Origin of the sequence: Clostridium sp. MCC344 (assembly GCF_018785365.1) — a bacterium.
Classification (GTDB): Bacteria; Bacillota; Clostridia; order Lachnospirales; family Lachnospiraceae; genus Pilosibacter.
On the sequence record NZ_WQPQ01000006.1, the window covers coordinates 125,492 to 138,739 of the forward strand.

General features: G+C 49.8%; 13 protein-coding genes. 8 read left to right on the forward strand and 5 right to left on the reverse strand.

All coding sequences use genetic code 11. From position 1 onward, the window contains the following. Positions 1 to 9: 9 nt before the first annotated feature. The 8 genes from GPK90_RS01180 (at position 10) to GPK90_RS01215 (ending at position 8,045) form a co-directional block, all read left to right on the forward strand. Positions 10 to 1,938, forward strand: a complete 1,929-nt coding sequence (locus GPK90_RS01180) for a V-type ATP synthase subunit I (protein ID WP_215701940.1) — start codon at positions 10 to 12, stop codon at positions 1,936 to 1,938. Between the two features lie 39 nt (positions 1,939 to 1,977). Then, positions 1,978 to 2,409 (forward strand): ATP synthase subunit C, encoded by a 432-nt coding sequence (locus tag GPK90_RS01185; RefSeq protein ID WP_015552854.1) that lies wholly within the window; start codon positions 1,978 to 1,980, stop codon positions 2,407 to 2,409. Between the two features lie 45 nt (positions 2,410 to 2,454). Further along, positions 2,455 to 2,763 (forward strand): V-type ATP synthase subunit F, encoded by a 309-nt coding sequence (locus GPK90_RS01190; protein ID WP_118531239.1) that lies wholly within the window; start codon positions 2,455 to 2,457, stop codon positions 2,761 to 2,763. Between the two features lie 73 nt (positions 2,764 to 2,836). After that, the gene (locus tag GPK90_RS01195) at positions 2,837 to 3,418 is read left to right on the forward strand and encodes a V-type ATP synthase subunit E (RefSeq protein WP_346011192.1); all 582 of its coding nucleotides are present in this window, start codon (positions 2,837 to 2,839) and stop codon (positions 3,416 to 3,418) included. A gap of 87 nt (positions 3,419 to 3,505) precedes the next feature. After that, complete coding sequence (locus GPK90_RS01200) at positions 3,506 to 5,272, forward strand: V-type ATP synthase subunit A (RefSeq protein WP_215701942.1); 1,767 nt, start codon at positions 3,506 to 3,508, stop codon at positions 5,270 to 5,272. Between the two features lie 14 nt (positions 5,273 to 5,286). Beyond that, entirely contained in the window at positions 5,287 to 6,684 is a 1,398-nt protein-coding gene (locus GPK90_RS01205) for a V-type ATP synthase subunit B (RefSeq protein ID WP_215701943.1), read from the forward strand. Between the two features lie 12 nt (positions 6,685 to 6,696). Beyond that, complete coding sequence (locus tag GPK90_RS01210) at positions 6,697 to 7,317, forward strand: V-type ATP synthase subunit D (RefSeq protein ID WP_215701944.1); 621 nt, start codon at positions 6,697 to 6,699, stop codon at positions 7,315 to 7,317. Further along, positions 7,314 to 8,045, forward strand: a complete 732-nt coding sequence (locus GPK90_RS01215; RefSeq protein WP_215701945.1) for a TIGR01906 family membrane protein — start codon at positions 7,314 to 7,316, stop codon at positions 8,043 to 8,045. The genes GPK90_RS01210 and GPK90_RS01215 overlap by 4 nt, the downstream gene beginning before the upstream one ends. 119 nt (positions 8,046 to 8,164) lie before the next feature. Here the strand turns inward: GPK90_RS01215 and GPK90_RS01220 are convergent, their stop codons facing one another. Genes GPK90_RS01220 through GPK90_RS01240 form a run of 5 tightly spaced genes read right to left on the reverse strand, consistent with a single transcriptional unit; the run spans position 8,165 to position 13,217 of the window. Then, a complete protein-coding gene (locus tag GPK90_RS01220) occupies positions 8,165 to 8,938 on the reverse strand; it encodes an SDR family NAD(P)-dependent oxidoreductase (protein ID WP_215701946.1) in 774 nt (257 codons plus the stop codon). Positions 8,939 to 8,966: 28 nt separating this feature from the next. Beyond that, positions 8,967 to 10,121 carry a galactonate dehydratase gene (dgoD, locus tag GPK90_RS01225; protein ID WP_215701947.1) on the reverse strand — a complete coding sequence of 385 codons (1,155 nt, stop codon included), beginning with the start codon at positions 10,119 to 10,121 and terminating at the stop codon, positions 8,967 to 8,969. Positions 10,122 to 10,159: 38 nt separating this feature from the next. Beyond that, a complete protein-coding gene (gene dgoD / locus GPK90_RS01230; protein WP_215701948.1) occupies positions 10,160 to 11,332 on the reverse strand; it encodes a galactonate dehydratase in 1,173 nt (390 codons plus the stop codon). Between the two features lie 14 nt (positions 11,333 to 11,346). Further along, positions 11,347 to 12,111 carry an MBL fold metallo-hydrolase gene (locus GPK90_RS01235; RefSeq protein ID WP_215701949.1) on the reverse strand — a complete coding sequence of 255 codons (765 nt, stop codon included), beginning with the start codon at positions 12,109 to 12,111 and terminating at the stop codon, positions 11,347 to 11,349. A gap of 26 nt (positions 12,112 to 12,137) precedes the next feature. Then, positions 12,138 to 13,217 carry a TRAP transporter substrate-binding protein gene (locus GPK90_RS01240; RefSeq protein WP_215701950.1) on the reverse strand — a complete coding sequence of 360 codons (1,080 nt, stop codon included), beginning with the start codon at positions 13,215 to 13,217 and terminating at the stop codon, positions 12,138 to 12,140. Between the last annotated feature and the right edge of the window lie 31 nt (positions 13,218 to 13,248).

Genomic DNA, 13,248 nt, shown 5'->3' on the forward strand with positions numbered 1-13,248 from the left:
GTATGCTTTGTGATCGAAAAAATGAAATTCGTCAGCATCTCCGGGCCAAAGAACGATCTGGACCGAATGGTCAACCAGTATCTCTCCCACTATGAGATCCAGCTGGAAAACGCGCTGACCGAATTAAGATCCGCATCAAAATTAGAACCATATCCCGGAACCAATCCATACCGGGAACCGCTTCAGAAAGCGCAGAAACTTCTCGCTTCCTGTCCCGGCGCAAAACAGCAGGAGATTTCCACCGGAACAATGCCCGTGGAGAACGCCATCACACTTGTAAATGACATGGATACGGAGCTCGCCGCCTCCGATGAGGAGCGGGAGTCCTTAAAGGCAAAAGAAAAAGAAGTCTCTTCCCTGTTGGAGCAGGTACGCCTGTATGTGGAACTGGACTTCGATATTCCGGCAATTCTGAAGCTGAAGCACATCAAATACCGGTTCGGACGCATCAGAAAGGAAAGCTTCCCGCAGCTTCAGGCATTCGCCGACCGCTCGGATGAGACGATCCTGTTCAAATGCCACGAATCAGACCACTATATTTCTTTGCTCTACTTCACACCGGATATCACCTCCGACCGGATCGACACCGTCTTCTCGTCCCTGCAGTTCGAGAGGATCTATCTCCCGGATGAGTACGCCGGAACCCCGAAGACCGAGGTCGAACGTCTGGAAAACGAGCTTGCAAATCTGAAAGCAAAGGAACAGGCTCTGGACGCAAAAGATTCCGGGTACCTGCTGACGAGACAGACCAGTCTCCGGGATGCCAGCCAGGTGCTGAAATCCTATGAAGCAAACTTCAATGTGAGAAAGTATGCGGCATGCACCCATGATAAGGATCATCCGTTCTACATTCTCTGCGGCTGGATGACAAAAGAGGACGCGGAAGCTCTCCACAGGGACCTCGCAAAGGACGCGGACACCTTCTTCGTCTTAGAAGACAGCAAAGAGCACGTGACCAGCATTCCGCCCACCAAGTTAAAAAACATTCCGCTGCTGCGGCCATTTGAGATGTTCGTAAAGATGTACGGACTTCCGTCCTACGACGAGTTTGATCCGACGCTTCTGATCGCCATCACCTACTCCATCTTCTTCGGCTTCATGTTCGGAGATGCCGGACAGGGACTTGTCCTTCTGATCGGAGGTTTCCTGCTCTATAAGTTCAAAAAGATCGATCTGGCAGCCATCATCTCCTGCTGCGGATTCTTCTCAACGATCTTCGGATGCCTCTTCGGAAGCGTCTTCGGATTTGAAGATGTGATCCCGGCGCTGTGGTTAAAGCCGACCGAAGCCATGACGGATCTTCCGTTTGTGGGTCGTCTGAACACCGTGTTCGTCGTTGCCATTGCTCTCGGCATGGGAGTCATCCTCTTTACGATGATCTTAAACATGACTACGAGCTTTAAGAACCATGACACCGAAAAGACCTGGTTCGATACAAACGGTCTCGCAGGCTTTGTCTTTTATTTCAGTCTTGCAGCCACCATCGTGATGTTCATGAGCGGACATACACTTCCGGCGGCAGCGATCCTGATCATCATGTTCGTCCTGCCGCTTCTCGTGATGTTCTTTAAGGAACCGCTCACAGCAGTTCTGGAAAAGAAATCTGAGAAGATCTCCGGTGGCGTGGGAATGTTCATCACACAGGGATTTTTCGAGCTGTTTGAGGTACTCTTAAGCTACTTCTCCAACACGCTTTCCTTCGTCCGTGTGGGTGCATTCGCCGTCAGCCATGCAGCCATGATGCAGGTTGTTTTAATGCTCGCAGGCGCAGAAACCGGAGCACCGTCCATACCGGTCATTGTTCTCGGAAACCTGTTCGTGTGCGGCATGGAGGGCCTGATCGTCGGGATCCAGGTACTCCGTCTCGAGTACTACGAGCTGTTCAGCCGGTTCTATAAGGGAAGCGGCCGGGAATTTAAACCGTTCTACGAGAAATAAAAATAAATGGTAAAATACAGATTTTAGGAGGTCATCGTCATGACAATCGCAGTAAAACTTCTTTTAACCGTTGCACTTATCTTCAGTATTGCAGTCCCCTTCGGAGCTTTCGCCGCAGGTGAAAAGACGAAAGGACGCTATAAAACAGCCCTCGCGGCCAACACTGTAATGTTCTTCGGAACCATGCTCTTCGCCGTCTGCGTACTCTTTGGCGGCACTGCATTCGCAGCCGAGTCCACAGCTGCAGCCGGCGGCATCTCCACCGGTATGGGCTACATCGCAGCTGCTCTTTCCACCGGACTTTCCTGTATCGGCGGCGGCGTTGCCGTTTCCGCGGCAGCATCCGCAGCACTTGGCGCTATCAGTGAGGATTCCTCCATTCTTGGTAAATCTCTTATCTTCGTAGGTCTTGCCGAAGGTGTCTGCCTGTACGGACTTATCATTTCCTTCATGATCATCGGTAAACTTTAATGCCTGACAACATGGCTGAACTATTACCAGGAATGGAGACCGGCTATGAGAATGTATTTGATCAGCGATAACACTGACACGCTGACCGGCATGCGGCTGGCGGGCGTGGACGGTGTGATCGCAAACGAAAAAGGAACGCTGGAAAAGGCGTTGAACGAAGTGTTAAAAGACAAAAATATCGGGATCATCCTGCTCACCGAAACGCTCGGAAAGAAGTATCCTGAGCTGGTTAAGACGGTACGCACAGAACATAAAAAGCCGCTTCTCATCGAAATCCCGGACCGCCACGGAACAGGACGGCGGCCCGATTTCATCACGGCATATGTAAATGACGCGATCGGACTAAAGTTATAGTATGCACACAGCGGTTCCGTCCGCAGGCGACAGCGATCCGGAACCGCTGCAGATCGATATTGGAATCAAGGAGGTGGCTGCTTTGACAACCGAAGAAAAATTACAGCATTTTGAAGACATCTGCACAGGCGACGCATTAAAGAAATACGAGCAGGCAGTCTCTGATTATACTGCTTATGAGGAAAAGATCCTGAATGAGCATAAAGAAAACGCCAGAAAGCAGGCAGCATTGCAGATCGCTGCCGAAAAAGAGCGGATCGCACGGGAGACCAACAAGAACCTGTCCTTAGGCCAGATCGAGATCCGCCGTTCCTACAGCAGAAAAGATGAGGAACTCCGCGGAAAAGTCTTCTCTGAGCTTCGCGACAAACTGGCGCGGTTCATGGAGACCCCGAAATATGACGCACTCTTAGAGGCGCAGATCAAAAAAGAAAAAGCATTTGCAGGATCCAGTGAGATCCACATCTATATCGACCCGTCCGACAAGGAAAAGCAGAATCTTTTATCCTTAAGGACCGACTGCGACATCCGCGTCAGCCAGTACCCGTTTCTCGGCGGCACGCGGGCCGTCATCGCCTCGAAAAATATCCTGATCGATAACTCCTTTGAGACGAAGATCAAAGAAGCTGAACAGGACTTCCAGTTCTCACTGTAACTGTGCGATACGTTTCCGCGGGCAACGCGGTACACGCGCAGACCTGCCGGACAGTTACTTTTTATAACATTTTTGGAGGAAATCAACATGGCTGCAAAAGGCACAATTTACGGAATCAACGGCCCGATCGTCTATATTGCCGGTGATTCCGGTTTTCAGATGAATGAGATGCTCTACGTCGGAGAGGCAAACCTCGTCGGCGAGGTCATCGGACTGACCTCCGAACGCACAACGATCGAGGTCTATGAGGAGACCACAGGTCTGAAGCCCGGAGAGCCGGTCACAGGAACAGGAGCTCCTGTCTCCGTCACACTTGCCCCCGGCATTATCACAAATATTTTTGATGGAATCGAACGTCCGTTAGCCGCTATCAAAAAATCAAGCGGCTATTATATTGACCGCGGTGTTCATGTAACATCCCTTGATACAGAAAAGAAATGGCAGACCCACATGACCGTAAAGCGCGGTGATCATGTCTACGGCGGCACCATCATCGCGGAGGTCCCGGAGACGAGAGCCATTACCCATAAAGTCATGATCCCGCCGGATCTGGAGGGCGATGTTCTCTCCGTTGTCTCCGACGGTGAATATACGATCAATGATACACTGCTCACGATCATGACAAAGGACGGAACGGAAAAAGCGATCACTATGACACAGAAATGGCCAATCCGCATCCCGCGTCCGACCGTAAAGCGCTATCCGGCATCCAAACCGCTGATCACAGGACAGCGTATCCTTGATACCCTGTTCCCGCTCGCAAAGGGCGGCACGGCGGCGATCCCGGGCGGATTCGGTACCGGAAAGACCATGACCCAGCACCAGATCGCCAAGTGGTCCGATGCCGATATCATCATCTACATCGGTTGCGGCGAGCGTGGAAATGAAATGACACAGGTTCTGGAGGAGTTCAGCGAGCTGATCGACCCGAAGAGCGGAAACCCACTGATGGAGCGGACTACTCTGATCGCCAATACCTCCAACATGCCGGTTGCCGCCCGTGAGGCGAGTCTTTACTCCGGCCTGACACTTGCAGAATACTACCGCGACATGGGATACAACGTAGCGATCATGGCAGACTCCACCTCCCGTTGGGCAGAGGCTCTCCGTGAGCTCTCCGGCCGTCTGGAGGAAATGCCGGCCGAGGAAGGTTTCCCGGCTTATCTGGCATCCCGGCTGTCCCAGTTCTATGAGCGTGCCGGAATGGTCCAGAACTTAAACGGAACGGAAGGTTCCGTATCCATCATCGGAGCCGTATCCCCGCAGGGCGGCGATTTCTCCGAGCCGGTCACACAGAACACCAAGCGTTTCGTCCGCTGCTTCTGGGGACTTGATAAGAACCTCGCCTACGCGAGACACTTCCCGGCGATCCAATGGCTGACCAGCTACTCGGAATACCTCACGGATCTTTCTTCCTGGTACTCTGAGCATGTGGATAAAAACTTTGTCAATTACCGTAACCAGCTCGTCACGATCCTGAATCAGGAAAGCAGCCTGATGGAGATCGTAAAACTGATCGGATCCGATGTTCTCCCTGATGACCAGAAGCTCGTTCTCGAGATCGCCAAGGTTATCCGTCTCGGTTTCCTTCAGCAGAACGCTTTCCATAAGGAAGATACCTGCGTTCCGCTGAAAAAGCAGTTTAAGATGATGGAGATCATCCTTTATCTCTATAAAAAATCCCGTGCCCTCGTTGCCATGGGCATGCCGGTATCCGTCCTCAAAGAAGAAAAGATCTTTGAGAAGATCATTGCCATCAAATATGACGTCCCGAATGACCGTCTCGACATGTTTGACGACTATAAGAAGCAGATCGATGACTTCTACAATTCCGTCATCGAGCGCAACGCATAAGGAGGCAGATCACAATGGCAGTCGAATATCTTGGCCTTAGTTCCTTAAACGGCCCTCTTGCCGTCCTCGAAGGCGTTTCCGGGGCATCTTATGATGAAATCGTGGAAATGACCGTCGACGGAAAAGAAAAGAAGCTCGGACGCATTATCGAGGCGTACGAGGATAAAGCCGTGATCCAGGTGTTTGAGAGCACCGGAAACATGGCATTGAAAAACACTCATACCCGTCTCACCGGACATCCGATGGAGATCGGCGTCTCCGCCGATATGTTAGGCCGTACCTTTGACGGTCTTGGAAATCCCATCGACGGTCTGGGACCGATCTTAGCTGATAAAAAACTGGATGTAAACGGAAAGCCGTTAAACCCGGTGGCCCGTGAATATCCGCGTAACTACATCCGTACCGGTATCTCCGCCATTGACGGTTTGATGACCCTGATCCGCGGACAGAAGCTCCCGATCTTCTCCGGAAACGGACTTCCCCACGACCAGCTGGCAGCGCAGATCGTCATGCAGTCCTCCCTGGGAGACAATTCCGATGAAAAGTTTGCCGTCGTATTCGCAGCTATGGGCGTCAAGTACGATGTTGCCGAATACTTTGAACGTACCTTCCGTGAGAGCGGCGTCCTGGACCATGTTGCCATGTTTATCAATCTTGCAAATGACCCGGTCGTCGAGCGTCTGATCACACCGAAGGTTGCCCTTACCGTTGCCGAATACCTGGCTTTTGAAAAGGGCATGCATATCCTGGTCATCCTGACGGATATGACCTCCTACGCTGAGGCGCTGCGTGAGGTCTCCTCCTCAAAGGGCGAGATCCCGTCCCGTAAGGGATATCCGGGATACTTATACAGTGATCTGGCATCTCTCTATGAGCGCGCCGGAATCGTCGCCGGAGTCAACGGATCTGTCACACAGATCCCGATCCTTACCATGCCGAACGATGATATCACCCACCCGATCCCGGACCTTACCGGTTACATCACAGAAGGTCAGATCGTTCTGGACCGCGGCTTAAACGGTCAGTCCATCTACCCGCCGATCAGCGTGCTTCCGTCCCTGTCCCGTCTTATGAAGGACGGCATCGGTGAGGGATTTACCCGTGAAGATCATCAGGATGTGGCAAACCAGCTGTTTTCCTGCTACGCAAAGGTGGGCGACGCGAGAGCCCTCGCATCTGTTATCGGTGAAGATGAGCTCTCCCCGATCGATAAAAAATATCTGGAATTCGGCCGGGAATTTGAAAAACGGTTCATCGGACAGGATATCCATGACAACCGTACCATCATCGACACCTTAAACATCGGCTGGGAGCTTTTAGGACTTCTTCCGAGAGAAGAGCTCGACCGTATTGACACGAAGATCTTAGACAAGTATTATAAACCTGCAGACGCCGCTTCAGACGCTTCATAAGGAGGGGATCTCATGAATCCGAACACATTCCCCACCAAGGGAAATCTGATCCTTGCGAAAAACTCCCTCGCCCTTGCGACTCAGGGGTACGGACTGATGGATAAAAAGAGGAACATCTTGCTGCGGGAGCTTATGGGCCTGATCGATCAGGCAAAAGTGATCCAGTCCGAGATCGATTCCACGTTTACCGCCGCCTACCGGGCGCTCCAGAAAGCCAATATTGAGATGGGAATCCACTATGTGGAGGAGATCGCAGGTTCACTTCCCGTCACGGATGATATCCGGATCAAGGCGCGCAGCATCATGGGAACGGAGATCCCGCTTGTCGAGTATACACCGTCAAAAGATGAAAAACCGCCTTATTCGTTTTACAGCACCAGCGATTCGCTGGACGAGGCGCGGATCGCCTTCGAGCGCGTGAAGGAACTGACCGCAGACCTCGCAACCGTGGAGACATCCGCCTACCGTCTTGCCGAGAGCATTAAGAAGACCCAGAAGCGGGCTAATGCATTGAAAAACATCACGATCCCGTCCTACCAGGCACTTGTGAAGGACATCACCAACGCCCTGGAGGAAAAAGACCGCGAGGAGTTCACAAGACTAAAAGTAATCAAACGGAGTACCACGAAATGACAAAAACAGCAACGACCATTACCTACGCCGCCGGGATTTTCACCGCGTTCTGGCTGATCATCGCGTTCCTTATCACGTCCGTTGAGGCGGTCGCCTACTGGACGCCGGGATATTATGAGAAGGAATACACGAAATATCAGGTTCTGAATGATCTTCCTGAGATGACCATGGATGATCTTTTAGACGTTACCGATGAAATGATGGCATTTCTTCGCGGAAAGCGTGAAAACCTTCACGTATACACCACCATGGGCGGGGAATACCGGGAATTCTTCAATGACCGGGAGATTGCCCATATGGAGGACGTGCGGGGACTCTTTATCGGCGGATTATGGCTTCGCCGGATCGGGATCCTGATCACCCTATGCTTCGCGTCCCTGGCTTATTTCTGGGGGCATAAGAGTGCGGAGCGGACCGCGGCGTTAAAACGCCTGATCCCGAAGTCCCTCTGCGTCGGCACTGGCGCGGTCTTTGCCGTGGCTTTAGTTTTGATCGGCATTATATCCACAGACTTCACGAAATATTTTATTGTTTTCCACAAGATCTTCTTCAATAATAACCTGTGGATCCTCGATCCCCGCACCGACATGCTCATCAACATCGTGCCGGAAGGTTTCTTCTTTGACACCGCCGCACGGATCGCGTTGGTGTTTGCGGTGATCGTTGTGGTGTTTTTTGTTGGGAATTTTGTGTTATATAAACGTGCTGACAAGACCTATCATGTATAAAAGATTACGCCTTGACACATTCGGGTGCCCCGCATGACCGTCTGCGTCAATTTGTAATCTTCACGTGAATACAAAAATCTCCACTGCCCCTTTCCAGCAGTGGAGATTTTTGATTTTTATTAACTTCTCATATAACAGCCGCCGTTTACATCCAGCACCGCGCCTGTCACATAGTTCGCCTCGTCTGATGCAAGATATACACAAGCATAACCGATATCCTCACATGTTCCAAGACGTTTTACACAAGAAATATCGATTGCCTTTTGGAGACGTTCCGGATTTCCCGTAACAAGAATTGCCTCAAGAGTCTCTGTCATATGGGTTCCAGGCGCCACACAATTGACGGTGATCCCATCAAGGGCAACAGAACGGGCAAGTGTACGGGCAAATCCCTGCTGTGCGGCTTTTGCCGATGCATAATGAACCTGTCCAAACAGTGCTCCCTGCTGTCCCACCATGGATGAGATCATGATGATCCTGCCATGTTTCTGCTTTCGCATGATCGGCACAGCATATTTACTGCACAGAAATCCGCTATCAATATCCGTGTTCAACACCCGATGCCACTCCTCAAATGTCAGATCATCGATATTATGGTTGCTGTTGATTCCCGCATTATTGACCAGAATATCCAGGCGGCCAAACTTCTGGACGATTGCATCCATCATTGCGGATACAGCTTCTTCTTTGCTGACATCTGCCTGAATAACAAGTGCTGTTTTTCCTTTGCCGCGCACATATTCAGCTGCTTTCTCCGCCTTTTCCTTTGAACTTTCAGACACATAGTTGATCACCACATCCGCTCCAGCATCTGCCATACAGCGCGCTATTGCCGCTCCCAATCCTTGTGAAGAGCCAGTAACAAGTGCCACTTTTCCTGTTAAATCAAACATATGGATGCCTCCTCTGAAAATTTTCGGTCTACCAATCTGCTACACTGCCGTCTTCATGGAAGAGATGCGGTGTATCCCATGTTCCATCAAACTGCAGGTCCTTCAGCGCATCCTCATCAACTTCAATGCCAAGTCCAGGTCCATCCGGAATTCGGATACAGCCATCCGATTCGATCTTAAACGGCTTTTTCAGGATTCCTGCCCCCAGATCTTCATGCCCTGGCATTCCCGGATGTTCCTGCGCCAATAAATTCGGCACAGAAGCATCCAACTGCAGGCATGCCGCCAAAGAAATCGGTCCAAGAGGATTGTGCGGCGCAATCTGCATATAATAAGTTTCAGCCATTGCCGCAATTTTTCTCGCTTCAAAAATACCGCCGCAGTGACACAGATCAGGCTGTACTACAGACACTGCCTGCTTTTCGATCAGTTCCCGGAATCCCCATTTCGTAAACAGCCGTTCACCTGCCGCGATCGGAATCTCTGTACTGCGGGACACCCGGACCATCTCATCCACATTCTCAGGTAAGACCGGCTCCTCGACGAACAACGGATAATAAGGTTCCAACGCTTTTAACAGGCGCACAGACATGGCTGGACTCACACGGCCGTGAAAATCGATCGCTATATCCACCTTTTTCCCCACGCGTTCCCGGATAGCGGCAAAGCGCTCAACCACTTTATCTACCATCTCCATGTTATCGATCGGTTTGATCGGTGGAATGATGGAATATTTCATGACTGTAAATCCATCTTTCAAGCGCTGATCCGTAATTTTCAGCATATCCGGAATGGGGTAATCTCCGGCAATCGCCGTAGGTTTCAAATGTCCATATACCCGGACTCTGTCCCGGCAGGAGCCGCCAAGCATCTGGTATACCGGCATATTATAATATTTACCCTTGATATCCCATAATGCCATCTCAATTCCAGATATCGCACTGCAAAGGATAGGACCGCCGCGATAGAAAGTCCCCCGGTACATCATCTGCCATAAGTGTTCGATTTTCATAGGATCCGCCCCAATTAAGATCGGGCGAAACTCATTAACAGCTGTTTCGACCGTCCGTGCCCGTCCTTCAACGACCGGCTCTCCCCATCCTGTAATTCCTTCATCTGTCTCAATCTTTAAAAACATCCATCTTGGACGCAGATGAATCATCTTCAGATCTGTAATTTTCATGTCCTCACCTCTAATGCAAAACTATGTTAATCAGAACATCAAATTCCTTCAAAATAGAAACTCGTTTGATCTTTCGGTCGAACATTGGTAAGAGTTCCCTTATAATGCCGGAGATCGATCGGCTGGAACGGATATTTCATGCAGTTCTCCTCGTTTAATTCGAGTCCCAATCCGACTCCCTCTGGTATATGGATCTGGCCATGGTCAAATACAACCCGTTCATTCGTCAATTCTCTCCGCCAGCTGACGTCGGTCAGACAAATTTCCAGAATCCGAAATCCCGTCAGGCTGGCCGCGAGATGCAGCGTTGCGGCATTTGCTACCGGTCCACTGGGATTATGCGGTGCTAACGCAATATAACAAGGCTCCGCCATCGCTGCCATTTTTCGAATTGCTGAAATGCCCCCACAGTGGCTGACGTCCGGCTGCGCATAGTCCGCGCAGCCCTTTTCCAGGAATTCCCGGAACTGGTTTAAACTGTAGATGCGCTCACCTCCGGCAATGGGAACCAGTGATTTTCGATGAACCTCTGCCAGCGCGTCCAGATTATCCGGCGGCGTCGGTTCCTCAAAAAACATAGGATCAAATGCCTTCAGCTCATTTGCGATCTTAATCCCCGTTGCAATATCAAACCTGCCGTGTCCTTCAATTAAAAGATCAATATCTTTTCCAACTGCGCCGCGGACTGCTTCTACGATCTCCAACGACCTGCGAAGCTCCGCGCTTGACATATTCATATATGCTTTTCCAAACGGATCCCATTTTAATGCGGTAATTCCTAATGACACTGCTTTCTTCGCTGCCTGTGCGAATTCTTCCGGCGTTTTTGCCCCTGCGAACCACACATTTGCGTACATGCGGATACTGTCCCGCACTTTTCCTCCCAACATCTCATAGACTGGGACTCCACAGGTCTTCGCCTTGATATCCCAAAGCGCGATATCAATGGCGGAAACCGCACTCTGCAATACAGGCCCTACCCGCCAATAGGAATCCCTGTATAATTCATGGTCGATCCGTTCTACTTCCCTGGGGTCCTGTCCGATCAGGACACGCTTGATATCCTCGATCGCACCCAAAAGAGCATGTTCCTTATATTCAAGTGTTCCCTCTCCGATCCCACTCACGCCTTCGTCCGTTTCGATTTTGACAAAAACGAAATTGGTTCTATAAGTAAAAACATTGAATGTCCTGATATTCGTTATTTTCATTTACAGTCCCCTCTTTACAGCATATACTCCCGATAATGATCCGGAATCCTAATAATACCGCGCTCTTTTTCATCGAAAGCAGCGATAAATTCTGAAACATTGCATCCGTATTCTTTGAACATATCCCAATGCATCGGGTACACAGTTTTAGGTTCCAACATCCTGGTCAGTCTTGCCGCATCAACCGCATTCATATTGTATCCCTGGCCATTGATCGGAAGGAGCAGCGCATCTGCGCCACGCGGCAGATCCATGAGAAGTTTTTTATGATACATCGTATCACCCGTATGGCAGATCACTTTGCCATCGCCTTCAATCGTTACACCAATCGGACGTTCATCAGAATGAGCAGCATAAGTAGAAATAAAGCGGACTCCCTTCAATGTAATTTCTATATCCCTGTCAAAAAGCATATAATCCTGCGGATTTTTTTCATATCGTCTGCGAAGTACATCTAAGACATTTAATGGTGCCAATATTGCGATCTTCCCATTTTTTTCTATGATCTGATCAATCGTCTCCATATCTGTATGATCCCCGTGCAGATGTGTCAGAATTAAAACATCCACATGGTTCAGGACTTCACCATTGATAGGAATCTGCCGTTTAAAGCTTTCGCCTTTTTCTTTACGAAGAGAATCTGATAAGTACGGATCTATCAGTATTGTCAGTCCATTTTCTGATCTCAGACGATATCCTGCCTGTCCTAACCACATGATTTTCATTTTAGACCTCTTTTCTGATTGGATCAGCATACCCTGCAAGACATGCTGATCCAACCCATGGGAATCTGATCCATCAAAAATTATTTTTTATTTACGACTGCGAGTGCATCATTCAGAAGATCTGTATAACCACCATCTTCAGCTGATTTCGTCCAATATGGAGTAAACAGATCGATCAGTTCCTGACGATTCTCAAACTCCGTGATCGTGCAGCCCGCATCTTTAAGCTTCTGCTCATAGCTGTCTTCACCATCCATAACTTTCTGGTTCAGCTCTTTCTGGCATTCAGCCCAGCAGTCTTTCATCAGTTTCTGTGTATCCGGACTCAGGCTGTTCCACTTGTCAGCATTGATGATCGGTCCAATAATGGAGATCATATGGTGAGACAGGCAGATATTGTTTCCAAGTGTATAGAATCCCTGTGTATAGAAAGCTTCCAGACCAGATTCAATTCCGTCTACCATACCGGATTGCATTGCTGTATATGCCTCAGACCACGGGACAACAGTCGGGCTCATTCCCAGTGTCTCAAATGTGTCCAGATAGATCTGTGCACCCGGGGAACGTAATTTGTAGTTCTTGCAGTCTGCAACGGATCTGATCGGGGTCTTCGTACACATATTTCGGAAACCATTCCATGTCCATCCCAACGGTACAATGCCTAATTGCTCCTCTGCCATACTGTCTAACTTCTTTCCGACATCCCCATATAATACTTCTCCGGCTGTATCGTAAGAATCAAACAGAAATGGCAGACAGGTCAGAGTATACGCGCTCATGGAATTGGATAACTGTGAAATATCTCCCAGACACATATCCAATGTTCCAAGCTTAACAGCATCCTCCGCATCACTGGAATTATAAAGGGACGCTGCCGGATAGATATCAATCGTAATTGCGCCGTCGGATTTTTCTTTCAGCATGTCAGCCCATTCCGTCAAAGCTTCATGGATTGGCTGGTCCACCGCATTATGATGGGAGAGCTTTAATGTAACCGTGTCATACGTAGGGGTCGTCCCCGCGGCAGAAGTGGACTCAGCCGCAGCAGCTTTCGTTTCATCAGCTTTTGTCTCTCCAGATGTACTGGAAGTACTGCTGCCGCAGGCCGCCAGTGACAAACACATAACAGGAGTTAACAGCATAGCAATCATTTTTTTCATAGATATTTCCTCCATTTTATTTTTCCGGATC